This window comes from Luteococcus sanguinis (assembly GCF_039527675.1).
Taxonomy (GTDB): Bacteria; Actinomycetota; Actinomycetes; order Propionibacteriales; family Propionibacteriaceae; genus Luteococcus; species Luteococcus sanguinis.
Window position 1 is genome coordinate 1 of the sequence record NZ_BAAAKI010000017.1, and the last position, 17,580, is coordinate 17,580.

The 17,580-nt window shown below is 67.8% G+C and carries 24 protein-coding genes; 11 read left to right on the forward strand and 13 right to left on the reverse strand.

Annotation, left to right across the window (positions count from 1 at the left end):
• The first annotated feature begins 22 nt into the window (after positions 1 to 22).
• Positions 23 to 397 carry a hypothetical protein gene (locus tag ABD089_RS13900; RefSeq protein WP_486336250.1) on the forward strand — a complete coding sequence of 125 codons (375 nt, stop codon included), beginning with the start codon at positions 23 to 25 and terminating at the stop codon, positions 395 to 397.
• The gene (locus tag ABD089_RS11680) at positions 376 to 1,002 is read left to right on the forward strand and encodes a transposase (RefSeq protein WP_343886593.1); all 627 of its coding nucleotides are present in this window, start codon (positions 376 to 378) and stop codon (positions 1,000 to 1,002) included. Before ABD089_RS13900 ends, ABD089_RS11680 begins: the two co-directional genes overlap by 22 nt.
• Positions 1,003 to 1,045: 43 nt before the next feature.
• Here the strand turns inward: ABD089_RS11680 and ABD089_RS11685 are convergent, their stop codons facing one another.
• The 4 genes from ABD089_RS11685 to ABD089_RS11700 form a co-directional block, all read right to left on the reverse strand.
• Positions 1,046 to 1,552, reverse strand: coding sequence for a DinB family protein (locus tag ABD089_RS11685; RefSeq protein WP_343886594.1), 507 nt, complete (start codon positions 1,550 to 1,552; stop codon positions 1,046 to 1,048).
• Positions 1,553 to 1,649: 97 nt separating this feature from the next.
• Positions 1,650 to 2,198 (reverse strand): P-loop nucleotide/nucleoside kinase family protein, encoded by a 549-nt coding sequence (locus tag ABD089_RS11690; protein WP_343886595.1) that lies wholly within the window; start codon positions 2,196 to 2,198, stop codon positions 1,650 to 1,652.
• Between the two features lie 69 nt (positions 2,199 to 2,267).
• Positions 2,268 to 2,780 carry a DinB family protein gene (locus ABD089_RS11695; RefSeq protein ID WP_343886597.1) on the reverse strand — a complete coding sequence of 171 codons (513 nt, stop codon included), beginning with the start codon at positions 2,778 to 2,780 and terminating at the stop codon, positions 2,268 to 2,270.
• A gap of 128 nt (positions 2,781 to 2,908) precedes the next feature.
• Positions 2,909 to 3,817: a tyrosine-type recombinase/integrase gene (locus ABD089_RS11700; RefSeq protein WP_343886598.1), complete on the reverse strand. Its 909-nt coding sequence runs from the start codon at positions 3,815 to 3,817 to the stop codon at positions 2,909 to 2,911.
• Between the two features lie 77 nt (positions 3,818 to 3,894).
• Here ABD089_RS11700 and ABD089_RS11705 point away from each other — a divergent pair, with 77 nt between their 5' ends.
• The 3 genes from ABD089_RS11705 (at position 3,895) to ABD089_RS11715 (ending at position 5,069) form a co-directional block, all read left to right on the forward strand.
• The gene (locus tag ABD089_RS11705) at positions 3,895 to 4,125 is read left to right on the forward strand and encodes a type II toxin-antitoxin system RelE/ParE family toxin (protein WP_343886599.1); all 231 of its coding nucleotides are present in this window, start codon (positions 3,895 to 3,897) and stop codon (positions 4,123 to 4,125) included.
• Positions 4,126 to 4,247: 122 nt separating this feature from the next.
• Positions 4,248 to 4,550: a helix-turn-helix domain-containing protein gene (locus ABD089_RS11710; protein WP_343886601.1), complete on the forward strand. Its 303-nt coding sequence runs from the start codon at positions 4,248 to 4,250 to the stop codon at positions 4,548 to 4,550.
• 54 nt (positions 4,551 to 4,604) lie between these two features.
• Positions 4,605 to 5,069, forward strand: a complete 465-nt coding sequence (locus ABD089_RS11715) for a P-loop nucleotide/nucleoside kinase family protein (RefSeq protein ID WP_343886602.1) — start codon at positions 4,605 to 4,607, stop codon at positions 5,067 to 5,069.
• Positions 5,070 to 5,234: 165 nt separating this feature from the next.
• On the opposite strand, the gene ABD089_RS11720 is transcribed toward ABD089_RS11715, so the two are convergent.
• Positions 5,235 to 6,467, reverse strand: a complete 1,233-nt coding sequence (locus ABD089_RS11720) for a pyrophosphate--fructose-6-phosphate 1-phosphotransferase (RefSeq protein WP_343886603.1) — start codon at positions 6,465 to 6,467, stop codon at positions 5,235 to 5,237.
• Positions 6,468 to 6,578: 111 nt separating this feature from the next.
• Between ABD089_RS11720 and ABD089_RS11725 the strand changes: the two genes are divergently transcribed.
• Genes ABD089_RS11725 through ABD089_RS11740 form a run of 4 tightly spaced genes read left to right on the forward strand, consistent with a single transcriptional unit; the run spans position 6,579 to position 10,536 of the window.
• Positions 6,579 to 6,983, forward strand: a complete 405-nt coding sequence (locus tag ABD089_RS11725; RefSeq protein ID WP_343886604.1) for a pilus assembly protein TadG-related protein — start codon at positions 6,579 to 6,581, stop codon at positions 6,981 to 6,983.
• Positions 6,984 to 7,043: 60 nt separating this feature from the next.
• Complete coding sequence (locus ABD089_RS11730) at positions 7,044 to 7,805, forward strand: alpha/beta hydrolase (RefSeq protein WP_343886605.1); 762 nt, start codon at positions 7,044 to 7,046, stop codon at positions 7,803 to 7,805.
• Between the two features lies 1 nt (position 7,806).
• Positions 7,807 to 8,427: an L-threonylcarbamoyladenylate synthase gene (locus tag ABD089_RS11735; protein WP_343886607.1), complete on the forward strand. Its 621-nt coding sequence runs from the start codon at positions 7,807 to 7,809 to the stop codon at positions 8,425 to 8,427.
• A gap of 48 nt (positions 8,428 to 8,475) precedes the next feature.
• A complete protein-coding gene (locus ABD089_RS11740; RefSeq protein ID WP_343886608.1) occupies positions 8,476 to 10,536 on the forward strand; it encodes a M3 family metallopeptidase in 2,061 nt (686 codons plus the stop codon).
• 119 nt (positions 10,537 to 10,655) lie between these two features.
• On the opposite strand, the gene ABD089_RS11745 is transcribed toward ABD089_RS11740, so the two are convergent.
• The gene (locus tag ABD089_RS11745; RefSeq protein ID WP_343886609.1) at positions 10,656 to 11,525 is read right to left on the reverse strand and encodes an HpcH/HpaI aldolase/citrate lyase family protein; all 870 of its coding nucleotides are present in this window, start codon (positions 11,523 to 11,525) and stop codon (positions 10,656 to 10,658) included.
• An 84-nt stretch (positions 11,526 to 11,609) separates the two neighbouring features.
• On the reverse strand, positions 11,610 to 12,239 hold the full coding sequence (locus tag ABD089_RS11750; RefSeq protein ID WP_343886611.1) for a cation efflux transmembrane domain-containing protein: 630 nt from the start codon (positions 12,237 to 12,239) through the stop codon (positions 11,610 to 11,612).
• A 24-nt stretch (positions 12,240 to 12,263) separates the two neighbouring features.
• On the opposite strand from ABD089_RS11750, the gene ABD089_RS11755 reads away from it, so the two are divergent.
• On the forward strand, positions 12,264 to 13,286 hold the full coding sequence (locus ABD089_RS11755) for a GNAT family N-acetyltransferase (protein ID WP_343886612.1): 1,023 nt from the start codon (positions 12,264 to 12,266) through the stop codon (positions 13,284 to 13,286).
• Here the strand turns inward: ABD089_RS11755 and ABD089_RS11760 are convergent.
• Both ABD089_RS11760 and ABD089_RS11765 read right to left on the reverse strand, forming a co-directional pair.
• Positions 13,268 to 14,038, reverse strand: coding sequence for a DinB family protein (locus tag ABD089_RS11760; protein ID WP_343886613.1), 771 nt, complete (start codon positions 14,036 to 14,038; stop codon positions 13,268 to 13,270). The genes ABD089_RS11755 and ABD089_RS11760 overlap by 19 nt on opposite strands.
• A 9-nt stretch (positions 14,039 to 14,047) precedes the next feature.
• Complete coding sequence (locus ABD089_RS11765; protein WP_343886614.1) at positions 14,048 to 14,473, reverse strand: DUF4870 domain-containing protein; 426 nt, start codon at positions 14,471 to 14,473, stop codon at positions 14,048 to 14,050.
• 112 nt (positions 14,474 to 14,585) lie between these two features.
• Here ABD089_RS11765 and ABD089_RS11770 point away from each other — a divergent pair, with 112 nt between their 5' ends.
• On the forward strand, positions 14,586 to 14,732 hold the full coding sequence (locus ABD089_RS11770) for a hypothetical protein (RefSeq protein ID WP_343886616.1): 147 nt from the start codon (positions 14,586 to 14,588) through the stop codon (positions 14,730 to 14,732).
• A gap of 4 nt (positions 14,733 to 14,736) precedes the next feature.
• Here ABD089_RS11770 and ABD089_RS11775 read toward each other — a convergent pair whose 3' ends face one another.
• The 4 genes from ABD089_RS11775 to ABD089_RS11790 are packed head-to-tail and all read right to left on the reverse strand — an operon-like array spanning position 14,737 to position 17,542.
• On the reverse strand, positions 14,737 to 15,495 hold the full coding sequence (locus ABD089_RS11775; protein ID WP_343886617.1) for a tyrosine-protein phosphatase: 759 nt from the start codon (positions 15,493 to 15,495) through the stop codon (positions 14,737 to 14,739).
• A gap of 39 nt (positions 15,496 to 15,534) precedes the next feature.
• Positions 15,535 to 16,440: a DUF4031 domain-containing protein gene (locus tag ABD089_RS11780; protein WP_343886618.1), complete on the reverse strand. Its 906-nt coding sequence runs from the start codon at positions 16,438 to 16,440 to the stop codon at positions 15,535 to 15,537.
• Positions 16,440 to 16,880, reverse strand: coding sequence for a hypothetical protein (locus tag ABD089_RS11785; protein ID WP_343886619.1), 441 nt, complete (start codon positions 16,878 to 16,880; stop codon positions 16,440 to 16,442). Before ABD089_RS11785 ends, ABD089_RS11780 begins: the two co-directional genes overlap by 1 nt.
• Complete coding sequence (locus ABD089_RS11790; protein WP_343886620.1) at positions 16,877 to 17,542, reverse strand: hypothetical protein; 666 nt, start codon at positions 17,540 to 17,542, stop codon at positions 16,877 to 16,879. The genes ABD089_RS11785 and ABD089_RS11790 overlap by 4 nt, the downstream gene beginning before the upstream one ends.
• Positions 17,543 to 17,580 lie beyond the last annotated feature (38 nt).

Below are 17,580 nucleotides of genomic sequence, written 5' to 3' on the forward strand. Positions count from 1 at the left end.
CGGCGTCGGGATCACCGCGGCCTTGCGCCGCAACGGTATCCAGGTGGTTGAGGTCAACCGCACCCGGCCCGCGGAGCGCCGCAAACAAGGCAAGACCGACCGTCTCGACGCCTACCGCGCCGCCCGCTCCGTGATCTCCGGCGAGGCCACCACCCACCCCAAGCGCGACACGATCGAATCTCTGCGCGCTCTGGTGGTGACCCGCCGAAGCGCCAACAAATCCTCCAGGCCTGCTGGCGCCAGATCGGCTCCATCCTGGTCAACGCCAGCCCCCGGCTGCGTGACAAGTACCGTGATCTGGGCCGTGACAAGCTCATCGACCTGCTGGCCGCCACTCGCCCGGACCAGATCAACGACCTGGCCGACGCCACCACCTTGCGAGCCCTGCGCAGCCTGACCCGACGCCACCAGTTCCTGCGCGCCGAACTCGACGACCTCGACGCGCAACTCGACACCCACACCACGGCAAGGAATCCCGGGCTGCGCGCCATCCATGGCATCGGCCCAGCCCTGGCAGCAGTCCTGCTCATCACTGCCGGAGACAACCCCGACCGGCTGCGCAGCCCCGCTTCCTTCGCCGCGCTCTGCGGAACCAGCCCCATCCCCGTCTCATCCGGCAAGACCCAACACCACCGCCTCTCCCGCGGCGGCGATCGGCAAGCCAACTGGGCCCTCCACCAAGCCATCAAGGTCCGCATGAGCCACGACCAACGCACCCGCGACTACCGCGACAAGCACCTCGACGCCGGCTGGACCCTCGCAGCCGTCCACCGCTCCCTCAAACGAGCACTCGCCCGAGAGGTCTACCGCGCCCTGACCGGCCACTGCGAGATCCCGAACTACACCAACCTACGACCCGCCCGCCAAGCCAAGAACATCACCCTCACCAACGCCGCCGAAGCCTGCGGCACCTGGCCCGCACGAATCTCCGAGATCGAACTCGGCAAGAGACGCAGCGACGACCTCGCCCACCGCTACCGAGAATGGCTCACAGCAGCTTGACACCAGATAGGAGCACCAGACCCTGATGGCGCCCAGCGGCAGTTTAGGATCCGAGCTCCGACCGCTGGGCGAGGATCTGCTCGCGCAGAATGTCCCCGTGTCCACAGTGTTGGGCCAGCTCCCGGAGGACGTGGAGGCATACCCAGCCCAGGGGAAGCGGTCCCCGACGATTCCCGAGCAACACCTCATCGAGAGCCAGGGCGTCAACAGCGGCGCGCGAAGCCCGGACGGTCTTGGTGTAGGTCGTCGTCACGGACACGATGGTGTCCTCGGGTGAGAGTGCGAAGGACTCGTCAGGTCCGTCCACGATGCCCAGCTCGGCGCGTGAGCGCCCGGTCACGGCTTCCGAGAACCAGACCTGTTCGACGAAGGTGGCGTGTTTGACCAGGCCCAACAGTGTCGTCTTGGACGGTACGAGGGAACGGCGCGCTTCGGCCTCAGTCAGACCGTTGAGCAACCCCAAGATCATCTCCCGGTGCTGGTCGAGGAACACGGGCAGCTGGTCGGCGACGGGCAGCTGGTAGATCGCCGGATCATCGGGGTCAGTCATGGTACGGATCGTGCCACGACGGGTCGTCAGGCGGCGACGCATTTGCCAACACCGAGTCAGAACGGAACGACCTGGTCGCGGCAAGAGAGGGCGTTGCTCAGGACAGTTGGATGGCCGCTTTCGCTTCGGCCAAGGCGGCTTCCGCGTTGGATGTGTCGACGAGGGTTCGAGGGCCGTCGCGCAGGGCATCCCATTGCACCCAGCCGTCGTCTTGGACCTCTTCCCACGTGGGCACTCTGTGCCCTGGAATGTCGGCGGCCCGGGTCTCGACGCGACGCCGGTGCTCGGCTTCATCGCTCAAGGACGTCTCGAGGACGACGAGTCGCGCACCAGCGCGGGCAGCGGTCTCCTGCCATCCCTGCCGCGCCTCGGGGACCGGGTTCACGGCGTCGACCACCACTGCGTTGCCGACCAGGAGGTTGGAGGCCGCCAGCTCGTGGACGATGAAGTACCCCTCGGGCCCAATGTCGTTGCCGGCGCGCCGCAGGGCGGTCTCGACTGCATCGACGCGCAGGTAGCACGCCCCCGTGGCCCCAGCCAGTCCCTTTGCCACGGTGGTCTTTCCCGTGCCGGGCCTGCCGGCCACCACGCACAGCCACGGACGACTGGGTCGAGGGATGGACACTGCTTCGGGGGAGCTGGTCACGTCACCATCGAACCAGCTGGACAACCCACCTGCGGCACGTGGGTACGTTTGGCTGGCTGTCGGGACGAGCTAACGGTTGGCGTGCAGCATTTTGAGCTGGCCGATTTCGGAGAGGTTCTTGGCCAGTTCGAAGTTCACCCACCCGGCCACACATCCGAGGGGCTGGGGAGTGGGCATGACCCAATCGATTGGCTCGTCGAGGTCGCGCGTGGCGAGGACATCGTCCCACTGGGCCTTCAGCTCCATGATGCGGTGGGTGCTGCCACTGCCGAGGAAGTCAGCCGGGTCGGACATGGGTTCGTTGTTGACCTGGGCCAGGGTGTTGGTCCACCACCACTCGATGTGCCACAGGAGCCAGCCGATGGTCGGTGGGGCCGGGACCGTGTCGTTGTCCTCGTCAATCCAGTCGGCGGTCCATCCGTTGGGCGTCTCGTGCACGGTGACGCTCGAATGGCACGGCTTCCATGCTGCGAGTTCCGGGCTGATCTGCCCGATGATGTACTCGTTGGCGTAGGACCATTCGATGGCCAGTTGGTCGCGCAACGCCGTGCGAGCGTCGGTTCGTGGGCTGGAGTCGGTCACGGTCTCTGCTTTCCGGACGTCAGTGTGGCCTTCGACCGAGGATGTGCTCCCCTTCGCGTGGTGCTGGGCGGGGCGGTCGCCAAAGACAATGTAGCCACTTACAGCGGCAAAGTAGTGCGTTTGCCTGGTCATGTCCCCGATGCCATGTAGGCGGCGAGAATGTAGTTGGGGTGACGGTCGAGGTTGTTGCGAGCGCGGTCGTACCGCATGGTCGTTCGCGGGTCCGCGTGGCGGGCGGCGATCTGCACGTCGCGGAGATCCACGCCGGCGTCGAGCATGGTGGTGACGAAGGTGTGGCGCAGCATGTGAGGGTGCATCCGCGCCGTGGTCACCCCGGCGGTCTTGGCCAGGGCACGCAGGCGCCTGGTCGCGGAGTGGCGATCCATCCGGCTCCCGCGGGAGCAGCGCAGGATCGGCCCGGATGTGCGGCCGTCGACGGCGCGCTCTACGGCTCGTTGGACTGCGGGTGGGAGTGGGGTTTGGACGACCTTGCCGCCCTTGCCCCTGACCTTCAACACCCGGTGGCCGTGTTCCTCGCCGAGGTCCTCGATGTTTGCCCCGCAGGCCTCGAAGATCCTCAGGCCGAGGAGCCCAAGCATGGCGACCAGAGCGAAGTCGTTGACGTTGCCGGAGTTCTTGCCCGCGGTGAGCATGGCCTCGAATTGCAGGTGTGACAGCCCGAGGGTGGGTGACTCGGGTGGCACGTTCGGCCGTCGGACGTGGTCGGCAGGCGAGACGGCCAGGGCGCCGTCGATGACGCAGATGCGGTAGAAGCCGACCACGACCGACAGGCGTCGGGAGATGGTGGAGGGTTTGAAGCCGCGGACTTCCTGCATCCACCGCAGGTAGAGCTCGATGTGTGCGCGCTGCGCCTGGAGGGGGTCCAGGCGGTGCTCGGCGCACCAGCGCAGCCAGATGCGTAGGTCTGACTCTGTGGGGGTCCGGGTGAGGCCCTTGTACCGGGCCAGGTAGGCCGCGACCGCACGCAGCAGCGGGTCTGCCTGCCCGAAGAGCAGAAGGGGTTGTGCCGTGGTCATGTCAGTCAAGGCTGCTGTGGCTATCCATCTTTCCACAATAGCTTTGTTGTAGAACCCTCAAGTTGTACTCTGGTGTTGTGTGGGAACTGGACCTGAGGCTGGTCGACGACTGGTTGGACGGCCTCAGCAGCGAGGACTACGACCAGGTGTTCGCCGCGTTGCGGGTCTTGTCCCGTGAGGGTCCCACCTTGGGCAGACCGTTGGTGGACACCATCAAGGGCAGCAATGTGAAAAGCCTGAAGGAACTGCGGCCCGGCTCCACAGGTCGCAGCGAGATCAGAATGCTGTTCGCGTTCGACCCGAGGTGACGGGCCATCATGCTGGTGGCCGGCGACAAGGCCGGCGACTGGCAACGTTGGTACACCAAGAACATCCCGGTCGCGGAACGTCGTTACCGTGACCACCTCGACCACCTACGAAAGGGACGGCAATGACCACGCTGGACGACCTGGCCGCCCGACGCCCCCCGAACTGGGAGGCGGTCGAGGCGCACGAGAAGCGCTTGCTCGCCGAGGTCCGTGCCTACAAGCTGCGTGAACTTCGCGAGCAGTTCGACATGACCCAGGTGGAGCTCGCCAAGGAGTTGTCGGTCACCCAGAACCGGGTCTCCGCGATCGAGCGGGGCGACATCGACCACACCCAGGTCGACACGCTCCGCCGATACGTGCAGGCCCTCGGCGGCAAGCTCGAAGTTGCGGTCAGCTTCGGTGACGAAAGCTTCAAGATCGCTTGATCCCCGCGGCAAATGCGGACGTCGACGGGAGGGCTTGCCTCGTAGGTTGGGGGCATGACGCGGGTGGTCTTCATGTGTGGTCCGGCGGGCTCGGGCAAGTCGACGGTGGCTCGGGGGCTTGAGGAGGCCGGTTTCGTCCGGTTGTCGTTTGATCAGGAGGCGTGGGCGCGGGGACTGCGTGTGATGCCGCTGTCGACGGTGGACCATGCCGCGATAGACAGGGACCTTCGGCGTCGCCTGGCCGAGCTGCTTGTCGAGGGGCGAGACGTAGTGCTCGACTTCTCGTTCTGGTCACGGCGGATGCGCGACGACTGGCGCGGTGTGGTGGAACCGTTCGGGGTGGTGCCGGAGACGATCTACCTGGCCACGGATCGGCAGACGTGTCTGGATCGGGTCGGTGCTCGGTTCCTTGGGCACGGGGATGACTTCACCCTGAGCCCGGAAACGGCGGCGGCCTACTTCGATGACTTTGAACCACCGACGACTGACGAGGGTCCGTTGCAGGTCATCACGCCGTAGCGGTGAGCCTCGCCCGGGGCTACGCCAGCGCTCGACGTCCAACGTCCGGTTCTCGGCATTATGCAGATGATCGATGTCACGAACCTGTCAGGGAACGTGGTCGGAGAGAACGCGAAGGCCGCGCCCCCCTCGGGGACGCGGCCTTCTGGTTGGTGCTTGTGTGCCTCAGTGCTCCGGGGCGTGCTGGACGGCGACCGGAGCGGGCTGGCCGATCGTCGACAGCATTTCGGTGAACCAGGGCTGGCCGATGTCGAAGGGCTTGCCGCCCTTGATCCGGTCGAAGGCGATGGCGCTCAGCACGTCGCCGTTCTCCTCGTCCTCACCGATCACGCCGGGCTCGCCGCGCAGGGCGCAGTCGACGGCCAGGTCGGTGCACTGGTGGATCAGGTCCAGGTCGGCCTGGTTGGAGGCAGCAGCGCGGGAGTAGTAGCCCGACTTCTGCACCATGACCTTCTCGGCCTTCAGCAGCTTGGCGAACTGGTCGCCGAACCATGCACCGGGGTTGACCTTGTCGAGCTTCACGTGGCCGAAGGGGTCGCGCGGGACCTCCTGGCCCTGCTTCTCCATCTCGGCGATGATCGACTCCAAGCCGGCTCCCTCGGAGAGGAAGATCGTGACATTGCCGACCTCGTCCATCACCTTGGTGAGGCGCTCGGCCTCGGCAGCCAGGTCGATCTCGGCCTCGGGCACGTAGACGGCGTGCACGTCCCAGGCCTCCTTGCTCAGACCGATCTCGGGCACCCAGGTCTCGACCGAGTCGAGCCACTCGCGGTACTTCTGCGCGGTGGCGGCCGTCAGCCAGCCACAGTTGCGGCCCATGACCTCGTGGATGATCAGCATGCGCGAGCCCGAGTTGTGCTCACCGACGATGTTGCGGGCGAAACCGGCGCCCTGCTCGGCGGCGGTCCAGGCACCCAGCGACTGCTTGATCGGGATCACGTCGTTGTCGATGGTCTTGGGCAGGCCCACGACCGTCAGCTCGTACTTGTTCTCGTGCAGGAAGGCGGCCAGGTCGGCGGCCGTGGTGTTGGTGTCGTCACCACCAATGGTGTGCAGCACGTCGACGCCGTCCTCGACGAGACGGTCGGCGGCCACCTTCAGCGGGTTGTCGCCCTCGTCTACGAGACCGCGCTTGACCAGGTCCTTGGCGTTGGTGAGCTTGACGCGGGAGTTGCCGATGGGCGAGCCGCCGAACTGCTCCAGCACCTTGGCGTTCTGGCGAACCTCGGGGGTGACGGTGAAGTAGTCACCCTTCAGCAGACCCTGGTAGCCGTGCTTGTAGGCGATGATCTCGACATCGGGGGCGACCTCGGTGTAGCGCTCGATCAGGCCTGCAACGGCCGTGGACAGGCAGGGCGCGAAGCCGCCAGCGGTGAGCAGGGCAACCTTCTGGACCATGTGGATGGACCCTTTCCTCGAACATGAGTCGGACATCGCCAGCCTATTGGATCGGCTGCCGTCTGGGACGAGCAGGGGCCGGGTGACCCTGCCGAGTGGCAGGCTGCGCGCATGAGTCGACGAGTCGGACGACGAAACCAGCGCGGCATGAGCGTCTCGGTGATGTTCTCGGGAGTGGTGCTGGCACTGCTGATGGTCGCGGGTCTGGTCATCGACGGGGGAGCCCAGGTGAGCGCCCGCCGCACTGCCGAGGCCGTCGCCGCGCAGGCTGCCCGCGCGGGCAGCGACGCCACCGCCGCCGAACGGCTCGTGGGGCGCGATGGCATCGCGGAGGGTTTGGCCGCGGCCCGCGCAGTGGTGGCCGCGCATCCCGAGGTGACCGGCGAGGTGGGCCTCGCGGCGGGGGTGCTCAGCGTCCACACCTCCGCCAGCGTCGACACGACCTTCCTGAGCCTGGTGCGCGTGGACCAACTGCACGCCACCGGGAGCGCCGAAGCGGTCCTGACACCCGCCTGACGAGCACGACCTCATGGTCAGAGGGTGCACCACGGGCGTCTGCGGGGCAGACTGACGGACATGATCCAGTTCCGCGCCAACTTCTTCGCCGAGACCTTGGGGGTGTCCACGTCCGCGACGGTGCTGCTGCCGCAACGCACGTCCGGGCAGATCGGCCTGGCGGGAACCGTCCGCCAGCACACCCCGGTGTTGTACCTGCTGCACGGCTACTCCGACGACGACACGATCTGGCTGCGGCGCACCTCGATCGAGCGATACGCGTCCGACCGTGGGCTGGCAGTCGTGATGCCCAATGCCGGGACGAGCTTCTACTGCAACGAGGTGTACGGACGGCGGTACTGGGACTACGTCTCGCAGGAGCTTCCGGCGCTGGTCGCCGAGCAGTTCACCGTCTCTGACGCGCGCGAGGACACCTTCGTCGCAGGCCTGTCGATGGGCGGTTATGGCGCCTTCAAGCTGGCGCTGCGCCAACCAGATCGGTTCGCCGCCGCGGGTTCGTTGAGCGGCTGCCTGGACATGGCCACCTCACCGCGCAGTCCTCGGCCGGACGAAACCGTCTCCCCGGTCTGGGGCGATCGTCCGATCGCGGGCACGGACGACGACCTGGTGCACCTAGTCGGGCAGGCCGACGTCGCGTCCCTGCCGCGGATGTGGATGACCTGCGGCACCGAGGACCAGTTGGTCGAGCACAACCGCACCTTCGAGGCCGCCGCCCGCAGCGCCGGTGTCGACCTGGTCGCCGACTACCAGCCCGGAACCCACGAGTGGGGTTACTGGGACCGCACGATCCAGCAATTCCTCGACTTCGCGATGGAGGCATGACATGGCCCGCTACTTCGACGTCCACCCCGACAACCCGCAGGCGCGATCGATCACGCAGGTCGCCGACATCGTCCGGGGCGGGGGACTGGTGGCGTACCCGACCGACTCCGGCTTCGCGCTCGGTTGCCGGATGGGCGACAAGGACGCCCTGGAGCGGATCAAGAAGCTGCGCCAACTGGACGACAAGCACCACTTCACGCTGGTGGTCAGCGAGTTCGCGCACCTGGGTGAGTACGTGCAGATGGACAACCGCGTCTTCCGCGCGGTGAAGGCCGCGACGCCTGGCCCATACACCTTCATCCTCCCGGCGACGCGCGAACTGCCCCGCGCGATGCTGCACGCCAAGAAGAAGACCGTTGGCGTGCGCGTCCCCGATCACGTCACCGCGCTCGCACTGCTGTCCGAGCTGGGGACGCCGCTCACCTCGTCCTCGTTGATCCTGCCGGACGCCACCGAGCCGATGACCGACGGCTGGACGATCGCGGACGAGCTCGGGAACCTCGTCGACGCGGTGCTGGATTCCGGAGACGTCGGCGTCGGCCCCACCACCGTCGTCGACCTCAGCGGGGACGAACCAGTGGTTGTCCGGGCCGGCGCGGGAGATCCGTCCCCCTTCGAGTAGGCGGTTCGCACCAAGGGCGCTGTCGGTGAGCGTGGCTAGGGTGGCTGCATGTCCAATCCGCTGCTGACCCCCACTGATGCGCCCTATGGGCTGCCCGACCTGTCCGTGCTCACCACCGCCGACTACCGCGAGGCAATCGAGACGGGGCTGGCGGCACAGGAAGCCGAGGTCGCGGCGATCGCGGCCAACGACGAGGCGCCCACCTTCGAGAACACCGTCGTGGCGCTGGAGAACTCCGGACGGGTGTTGAAGCGCTCGATGCGGATCTTCTTCAACAAGCTCGCCAGCGACTCGGACGAGGAACTGCGCGACCTCGAGTTGGAACTGTCCCCGAAGCTCGCCGCGCACCAGGACGCGATCAGCTTCAACGACGCGCTGTACCAGCGGATCAAGCAGGTGGCCAACGCGGACCTTTCCAGCCTGGACGACGAGTCGCGCTACCTGGTCTCGGAGACGCTGCGCGGCTTCGAGCTGTCCGGCGCAGCGCTGGACGCCGACGCGAAGGCGCGGCTCGGTGAGATCAACCAGGAGCTCTCGGAGCTCTCCAGCCGGTTCGAGAAGAACCTGCTCAACGACACCAACGACCTGGCGGTGCTGTTCGACTCCGCCGAGGAACTCGACGGGCTCACCGAAGGCCTGCTGTCGTCCTGCGCGAGTGCCGCCGCCGACCGCGGCCAGGCGGGCAAGTACCTGGTCGCGCTGCGCAACTTCAGCGTCCACCCCTTCTTGTCACAGCTGACCAACCGGACCTCCCGCCAGCGCATCTATGAGGCGACCGCCATCAAGGGCCGGCGGGACAATGAGTGGGACAACCGTCCACTGGTCAGCCGGATGACCGCGCTGCGCGCCGAACGGGCCGGCCTGATGGGGCACCCCAACCACGTCAGCTTGGCCGTAGCCGACCAGACCGTCGGCGACCCGGCTCGGATCACCGAGGTGGTGTACCCCCTGGCCGCCCCGGCCGTCGCCAACATGTACCGCGAGGCCGAGGCCCTGCAGGCGGTCATCGACGCCCAGTGCGAGCAGTCGGGCACCGAGCGCTTCGAGTTGTCGCCATGGGACTGGGCCTACTACGCCGACCAGTTGCGCGAGCAGCGCTACGCGATCGACACCGCCGCACTGCGGCCCTTCTTCGAGTACGACCGGGTGCTGCGCGACGGCGTCTTCCACGCCGCCACCGAGCTGTACGGCATCACCTTCGAGGAGCGTCCGCGGTGGACCACCTACCACCCCGACGCCCGCATCTTCGAGGTCTTCGACGCCGACGGCCACGCGCTGGGGCTGTTCATCCACGACGTCCACGCCCGTGAGTCCAAGCGGGGCGGTGCGTGGATGAATGCCCTGGTCGAGCAGAACTTCCTCAACGACGAGCGTCCGGTGATCGTCAACAACCTCAATGTCCCCAAGCCCGCCGCCGGGGAGCCCGTCCTGCTCAGCCTGGACGAGGTGACGACGATGTTCCACGAGTTCGGCCATGCCCTGCACGGGCTGTTCTCGCAGGCGACCTATTCGTCCTTCTCGGGTACCTCGGTGCCGCGCGACTTCGTCGAGTTCCCCAGCCAGGTGAACGAGATGTGGATCACCTGGCCCGAGGTGGTGCAGCACTACGCCCGCCACTTCGAGACCGACGAACCGATCGACCAGTCGGTGCTGGACAGCCTTCGTGAATCGGCCCTGTTCAACGAGGGCTTCGCCACCACCGAGTACCTAGGGGCTGCGCTGCTGGACCAGGAATGGCACCGGCTCGCACCGGGCACGGTCATCGCCCCGGATGGCGTCGAGGCCTTCGAAGCCGAGGCGCTGGAGCGGATCGGGCTGGCCAACCCCTATGTCGCGCCGCGCTACCGGACGGCCTACTTCCAGCACACCTTCGGCTCGGGCTATGACGGCAAGTACTACGCCTACATCTGGAGCGAGGTGCTGGACGCGGACACCGTCGAGTGGTTCCGCGACAACGGCGGCCTCACCCGCGCCAACGGGGACCACTTCCGCACCGAGTTGCTCTCACGCGGACGCACCCGCGACCCGCTGGAGAGCTACCGCGCCTTCCGTGGCCGCGACGCCGTCATCGAACCCCTGTTGGCACGCCGCGGCCTGCTCGCGGACTGAGGGCTGCCTTACCTGAGGCCTCCCTCACCGAGGCGACGCGGCTGGGCAACATGACAGACGGACGGGCTGGTGGGGTATTCCACCAGCACGTCCGTCGTTGTCGTCCGCGACCTCGGCAATCAGCAGTGGTAGGTGTCCGAGGGCGCTGGGAAGTGGTGGTAGCCGTCGGGCGGGGTCATGCTGAAGGACTGGGCCAGCGACAGGATCTTGTTGGCGCGGGCCAGTCGGGGCAGGTCGGACCCATTGCGGATCTGGCCGCCCGCATCCCCGAACTCCTTGAGGAAGTCCAGCGCCCACGACATGTCGTTGATGCTGGGGGAGAGAATCTCGTTGACGGTGGCGGTCTGCTCGGGCATCAGGCAGATCTTGCCGGTCATGCCGAACTCGCTGGTGACACCAGCAGCATCTGCCAGCGCCACGCCGGTCGCCCCGACGGCGGGGCCGTCGATCGGGCCGGGCAGCCCGGCGGCCCGCGCGGCGATGGTGAACTGGCTGCGGGTGTAGGCGAGCACCATCGGGTCGTCCGCGAAGCCGGTGTCGCGGCGGTAGTCGCCCAGGCCGAAGGCCAGCCGGAAGGTGTTTCGGCTGGCGGCGATCTGCGTCAGGTGGTTGATGCCGCGGGCGGTCTCCACCAGCGCGACGATCTTCGCGTCGGGCACCAGCTGCGAGGTGCGGATCACGTGCTCCGGCGACTCGACCATCGCGAGGAAGACGCCGTCCAGACCCGGCAGCCCAGCCAGAGCGCGGCAGTCGGACTCCCAGTACTCCGTCCCGAAACCGTTGATCCGCACCCAGGCGTGATGTTCCCCGGTGGACAGGTACTCGACGACGTTTCGGCGGGCCTGTTCCTTGTTGGCGGGGGCGACGGCATCCTCGATGTCCAGTACGACGACATCGGCTTGGCCAACCAGCGCGTAGCGGTCGGTGTGCAGGCCATTGATGAGCAGCCAGCTGCGAGCCAGCTCGGGTCCGACGACGATGTCAGCCATTGGTTTCTCCTCCATGAGAACGGTTCCGGGGGAAGTCTCACAGCTTGTGTTGACATCAAGAAAGTTGGTCCGCTGACTGAGATGTCAGTCGTCGTCAATGTCCTCGCCGGCCAGCGCTCGGGCGGCCAGGGACTCCGACTCGGCAACCTCCCAGACCTCCTTGGCCGCCGTCGCGTTGAGGACGACGATGAACAACCCCAGCACGATGTCCGGCCAACCGGAGTGGGTGAGTGCGGTGATGCCAGCCATCGCGATGATCGCCAGGTTCGCGAAGACGTCGTTGCGGGCGGCGAGGAAGGCCGCCGAGGTCATCGAGCCGCCGTGGTGGCGCCAGCGGGCCAGCAGCCAGGTGCACGCGATGTTGACGATGATCGCGCCGCCGGCGGTGAACGCGAGGCTTTGCACCTCAGGTGGGGTGGGATTGTTGAACTTGGCGATTGCCTGCCACAGCGCCGCGATGGCGGGCATCAAGATGATCAGAGCCATCAGCTTGCCGGCCCGGGCCCGGTTCGCGAGCGACCAGCCCAGAGCCAGCGCGATCAGGGAGTTGACCGCGAAGTCCTCGAAGAAGTCAACCGAGTCGGCGAACAGGCTCACCGAGCCGATGGCCAGAGCCACGGCGCCCTCGACGAAGAAGTAGGCGAGGTTCAACAGCGCGACCAGCACGACCGTGCGGCGCAGCCCCGCGGCGTCCCGGCTGAGATCTTCACCCATGGTTGCGAAGTCTAGGGTTGTTGAATGGTCCAAATCCCCACGCCCCCTGTCGGTGGGCGCCTCAGCATCCGTTACGTCGACCAGGCCGGAGCCCACGACGTCGTGGGCCACCTGATGGGGCTGGACGAGTGCTGCGTGGAGCTGTTGCCTGTGGGCCGGGGGCCGGTCCGGGTGCCGGTCGCATCCGTCCGGGCTGCTCGGGTCGCGCCGCCGCGTGCGGTGCGTCCCACCTCGTCCGTGGACGACATCCAGCGGCTCGCCGCACGGGGCTGGCCCGGTCTGGCCAGTGAGCGCCTCGGCGGCTGGGAGCTGCACTACGGGGACGGCCACAGCTCCCGGGCGAACTCCTGCCTGCCGCTGGGGGACCCGGGGATGGACGTGGGCGACGCGATCGAGGAGGTCGTCGGTCGGTACCGCGAGCGCGGCTTGTCTCCGTCTGTCCAGGTGGCCGCGCGGAGCTTCGACGAGGGCAACGAACCAGGACGGGTGTTGGACGAACGGCTGGCGGGTGCCGGCTGGGCCGTGCGCACGCCGAGTGTCGTGATGGTGCGAGACCTGCGTCGGCCTGCGCTGCCGGAGAGCTCAGACCTGTTCGTGCAGTGGGCCTCGGTTCCGGACGAGGTGTGGTTGGGTTGCGAACCTTCCGAGCACCCTGCCCGGTTGGACGTGCTGACCGCGGCCCCGGCCAGCTACGGCACGGCCGTGGTGGACGGCGAGGCGGTGGGCTGTGTGCGGGCGGTCCGGACGGACGACTGGGTGGGGGTCAGCGGATTGTTCGTGCGCCCGGAGGTGCGCGGAAAAGGGTATGGACGCGCGCTCGCACTCGCCGCGTTACGCGTGGGCGGGGCGGCGAAACCCCTGGACGGGCCCGGGCATGGTGTGCAGACAGGGGAACGCCAAAGTCGTGGGCTCGGGGAACGGGCGAGTGGGGCACCGGCGCGGTTCGCCTACCTCCAGGTGCTTGCGGACAACCGCGGCGCCCGGGGCCTGTACGAGCGCCTTGGGTTCACCGTGCACCACGAGTACCGCTATCGCGTCGCTCCCTGATCCGAGCGCAGCCAGCCGCCACGCTCCAAGTCTCGGCGGCAGGAGCGGTGGTGCTCGAACTCCTCGATGAGCAGCAGTCGCAGTGCGTCCCCGACAGTCGTGGCGGAGGGGTCGGCGGGGAATCCCGGCTCGTCGCTCCACGGGCCGGGGAGCTCGAGGTCGTCGTCCCCGACCTGTTCGAACCACTCGACGAGTTCGTCCGACTGTTCCGCCCGCACGGCGCACAGCTCGGCGAGCGTGGGGGAGGCGGCCGGGTTCAGACCCATGGCGTGCGTCTGCTCCATCCAGTCAGGCGCAAGGCCCAACGGGCTGAAGGGCTGGGGCAGGCCCAGCACCGCGCGACGGAACCACGCGTCGGTCACGAAGACCAGGTGCCTGATCGTCTCGACCGCCGACCACTCACCGCCGACACGGGTGACGCACGCCTCGGGTGGCAGTGCGTCCAACAACTGCTCCGTGGCCACCCAGCGCTCCCGGCAGGCCTCCCAGCCGCGCGCCAGCTCGTGCACTGTCCGTCCGCGCAGCAGCACGCGGTCGGGTTCTCGCCGTTCCAGTTCGGCGCGCAGCAACTCGTCGATGCGGACGCCGTTGATGACCAACCCGTCGATGTCGCCGTCCACCTCGACGTCGTGCAGCATGACGCCCTGGAAGCGGGACCGGCTGAGGTCCACCCCGCGGAACAGCGAACCGGTCAGGTCGCCGTCCGCGAAGCGGGCCCCAGCCAGGTCACCCGAGAACTGCTGTGCTGTCACGGCGCGTGATCACTTGAGGATCTGCGTCTGGAAGGGGTAGCGGTAGTCCTCTCCCCGCAGCGAGCGCAAGGTGGCGCGCAGGTGCGACCAGATCTGCATGACGCTGGTGATGAAGATCAGACCGATGCCGATCGGGAACAGGATGACGGTGAAGATCATGATCCAGCCGATGATCGTGGCGATCGTCAGCCAGATGTTGAAGTTGAAGGCGCCTGCGGCCGCGCGGCGGACGTAGGGGGAGCGGTCGCGCCACAGCATCCACATGATCAGCGGGCCCACGAAGCTCAACCAGCCAGCGCTGATGACCATCGCGATCAGGGTGGAGGCGTGTGCCAGGGCGGCGGCGCTGCGGTCCTCCGGTGGAATGTCGGCCGCACCGGTCGGCCGCCACTGGGGCTGCTGGTTGTACTGGTACGGCTGCTGGTAGTTGCTCATGGGTCCATTGTCCCGCAGCGCGGTGTCGAACCGGAGCGACGGAGGCCGCCGGTTCGACGCCTGGGGCAAACTCGGCGCCGACGACGGTAATGCCCTGACCTAGGCTGGGCGCGTGAGCTTAGCCCTGTTACCCACTCTGGTGCTGCTGCTGGTCATTTCGCTGCCGCTGCTTGTGTGGCTGATCGTGGCGTCCATGCGCGAGTCTCGCTTGCGCGACCGTCCACTCACCGAGGACGAAACCCGCACCCTGCTCGACTGAAGCCTCACAGCTTGGCGCGCAGGCGCTCCAAGGTCGCCTCGTCCAAGCCCAGCCCGTCGCTCAGGTAGCCGTCCAGGTCGCCATAGTCTGCGGTAACGGTCTCCAGCGCGGCGCGTAGGTAGCTGGGGTGGACGAGGTCTGACGGGCGCTTGCGCTCGGCGAGTCTGGTTCCGCCGGTGAGCTGGTTGGCCCGGTAGCGGAAGTCACGCATCGATTCGACGTGCCGGTTGGAGTCGAGGTAGTACTGCCAGATCGTCTGCATCGAGTCGCCGTGCAGGTGCTGCAACAGCACGGCGATCCAGCCGGTGCGATCCTTTCCGTCCGTGCAGTGGAAGATCACGGCCCCCGGTTCGTCGGCGATCAGCCGCATCACCTCGGCGACCTTCTGGCGCTGGCTGGGCAGCCGCACCAGGTTGCGGTAGCGCTGCTGCATCACGGCCATCACGTCCTGCGGGGTCTCCCGCGCAACCGGAAGATTCTCCTCGATGCCGTGGATGTCGACATGGACGCCCACCGCACCCGGCAGGTGTGGGTCAGGGAAGTTCGCGCGCACCTTCGCTGTGCGCAGGTCGATCACCAGACGGACGCCCAGCTGCTGGAGTTCGGCCAGGTCTGCCCGGGTGGCGCCCCACAACATCGCAGATCGGTACACCCCGGTACCCGGCTGGGTCGTCGCGGTGACCGGACGGAGGTTGTAGGTGCCGAAGGGGACGCGGACATGGTTCGTGAACGCTCGCAGCGCCCGCAGGGAGGTGTTCGCCATGGCCGCCACTCTAGGGGCGCGTCCTCGGGGCCGACCCCATCACAGACCGGTGCTGACGCCCGCGGCCAGCCGGGTGAGCTCGTGGCCAATGTTCATGCGGGCACTCGCCTCCCATCGCCGACGTGCGGCCGACGAGGTGAACAGGTGCTCGTGGTCGAGGAAGCGTTCCAGCACCATGGCCCGACCCGTTCGCCAGTCGGCGTTGGTGAAGTGGCCGAACTCCAGCCGGATGTCACGGACGCTGGTCTGGTAGCGGCCCGGCGCCGAGCCGAGGATCGCGAGGTCGGCATCACACACCCGGGCGCCCGACACGTCACCGGCTTGGGGGGAGTGGGTGGACGTCAACCTCACCAGCCGTGCCACCTCCGTCACCTCTTCGTCGTCCAGCAGGCCCGTCAGCTCGCGCTCGGCGAGTTGGGCTGACTGCTCCTCGTCGCTCCCGGCGACGCCATGCCACACCGCGTCGTGGAACCATGCCGCGAGTTCCTCCACCCTCGGCGTATGCGCCGCGGGGGCGAGTTCGTCGAGGTGGGTGACCATCTCGGCCAGGTGCCGGACGTCATGGTAGTGCCGCTGTGGCTCCACGTAGCGAGCCAGGAGATCATCCCCCAAATCGGGAGCCTGGGGCAGCAACCCCTGCCAGCGGTTCACCAGCATCCGGTGTGCGAGGGAACGGCTCGGCACCTTCTGGTCGGGCGCGATCCGCAGTCCGGCGGCGCGGACCCTGGCGACCAGTTGCCGTTCGGGGGTCAGCTGCGCTCCTGCCGCCAGCGCCGCATCCAGGCGCTCTCGGGCGAGGTCGTAGTGGTCATGGTCGAAGGACCGCGGGTTCATGCCGATGCCGGCGGCGAAGTCGTGCAACTCGTCCAAGGAGTGGTCGCTGACGAGGTGACCGTAGACCGTGCCGTGCGCGGGCCAGCGGGGTGCGTCGCAGAGCAGCGCCATCAGAGCAGCCCCGCGAACCAGAGGCCGAGACCGGCGCACGCGCACGCCCACAGCACGCTGACGAATGTGCCAATGATGAATCCCTCGGCGGCACCGGGTGAGGGCGCCTTCAGCTCCGGGTAGCGCGCGAGGCCCTTGAGGGCCAAGCTGATCGCGATCGCCTCCGGGTAGTGGGCCACCAGCCCCGCGTAGATGGCGATGCGTTCCAACCGTCCGATCCAGATGCCGCCACGCAGCTTGCGAGTGGCCCGCTCGACGCTCTTGACGCTGGGCAGGTCGGGGGAGGCCGGGTCCGCAGCGGCCTGGTTCACCTCCCGGGTGGTGGTTCGGTCCACCAGCCGGAAGGTGCCGCGGACGATCGGGCTGCCGCCCAGCACCGCGAACAGCCCCAACAGGGCGATCACGGCGGCGCGGGCAGCGGTCAGTTCCCAGCCGGTCATCGGGCGGCCTGCGCGTGGGTGAGGGCGTCCGCGAGCAGGCGGGTGCTCAGCTCGGCACCGCGTTGCACCTCCAGCCGGTGGGCCAGCCGGACGCGCTGGCTCACCGCGGACGGGCTGATGCCCAGCTCGTCGGCGACCTGTGCCGATGTCATGCCTTGGTCGAGCATGTCGACCACCTCCCATCCCTGCGCGCTGCGCCTGCTCGCGAGCTCGTGCACCAGCCACAACGCGGTTTCTGCCTGTCGGACGGATTCACCGTAACCGGGCCCACTGACAGTTCTGCCGCGCTCGTTCGCTGCGACCAAGGCAATGCCGGAGGCGACCTTGCGCGCGTCCCCGATGGCCGTTCGGGCCGCCAGGTAGGCACCGCCGCGGGCGGCACGCGTGCTGTCGGGGAGCGGAGTCTCGACCTGCCCCAGCCCGATTCCCAGGCGCCAGCCTCCCAGACGCGCCGTCTCGACGACGGCGCGCACGACGGCGCCGGGGTAGCGGGTCAGCGCCTGCACCTCGTCCCCGGCGGTGCGTTCGAAGCGCAGGTCGAGCGCGCGTCCCAGCGCACCGTTCAGGTGCTCGAGGGCCTCGGGCACCCGGTCGTCGTTCGAGCGACTCGCCCGCTGGTCCATCGTCAGAGCGAAGCCCGTGATTGAGTCCTGTGCCTTCATATGGTTCATATTAGGGCAATGCCTTAACTTGCGCCATG

Bases quoted from the DNA above. Each gene is read 5' to 3' on its own strand.
- ABD089_RS11700 (WP_343886598.1), bottom strand. From the start codon at position 3,817: ATGACCACGGCACAACCCCTTCTGCTCTTCGGGCAGGCAGACCCGCTG.
- ABD089_RS11775 (WP_343886617.1), bottom strand. From the start codon at position 15,495: ATGGCGAACACCTCCCTGCGGGCGCTGCGAGCGTTCACGAACCATGTC.
- ABD089_RS11750 (WP_343886611.1), bottom strand. From the start codon at position 12,239: ATGGGTGAAGATCTCAGCCGGGACGCCGCGGGGCTGCGCCGCACGGTC.
- ABD089_RS11785 (WP_343886619.1), bottom strand. From the start codon at position 16,880: ATGACCGGCTGGGAACTGACCGCTGCCCGCGCCGCCGTGATCGCCCTG.
- ABD089_RS11710 (WP_343886601.1), top strand. From the start codon at position 4,248: ATGACCACGCTGGACGACCTGGCCGCCCGACGCCCCCCGAACTGGGAG.
- ABD089_RS11715 (WP_343886602.1), top strand. From the start codon at position 4,605: ATGACGCGGGTGGTCTTCATGTGTGGTCCGGCGGGCTCGGGCAAGTCG.
- ABD089_RS11720 (WP_343886603.1), bottom strand. From the start codon at position 6,467: ATGGTCCAGAAGGTTGCCCTGCTCACCGCTGGCGGCTTCGCGCCCTGC.
- ABD089_RS11740 (WP_343886608.1), top strand. From the start codon at position 8,476: ATGTCCAATCCGCTGCTGACCCCCACTGATGCGCCCTATGGGCTGCCC.
- ABD089_RS11725 (WP_343886604.1), top strand. From the start codon at position 6,579: ATGAGTCGACGAGTCGGACGACGAAACCAGCGCGGCATGAGCGTCTCG.
- ABD089_RS11685 (WP_343886594.1), bottom strand. From the start codon at position 1,552: ATGACTGACCCCGATGATCCGGCGATCTACCAGCTGCCCGTCGCCGAC.
- ABD089_RS11765 (WP_343886614.1), bottom strand. From the start codon at position 14,473: ATGAGCAACTACCAGCAGCCGTACCAGTACAACCAGCAGCCCCAGTGG.
- ABD089_RS11755 (WP_343886612.1), top strand. From the start codon at position 12,264: ATGGTCCAAATCCCCACGCCCCCTGTCGGTGGGCGCCTCAGCATCCGT.
- ABD089_RS11730 (WP_343886605.1), top strand. From the start codon at position 7,044: ATGATCCAGTTCCGCGCCAACTTCTTCGCCGAGACCTTGGGGGTGTCC.
- ABD089_RS11780 (WP_343886618.1), bottom strand. From the start codon at position 16,440: ATGGCGCTGCTCTGCGACGCACCCCGCTGGCCCGCGCACGGCACGGTC.
- ABD089_RS11735 (WP_343886607.1), top strand. From the start codon at position 7,807: ATGGCCCGCTACTTCGACGTCCACCCCGACAACCCGCAGGCGCGATCG.
- ABD089_RS11745 (WP_343886609.1), bottom strand. From the start codon at position 11,525: ATGGCTGACATCGTCGTCGGACCCGAGCTGGCTCGCAGCTGGCTGCTC.
- ABD089_RS11790 (WP_343886620.1), bottom strand. From the start codon at position 17,542: ATGAAGGCACAGGACTCAATCACGGGCTTCGCTCTGACGATGGACCAG.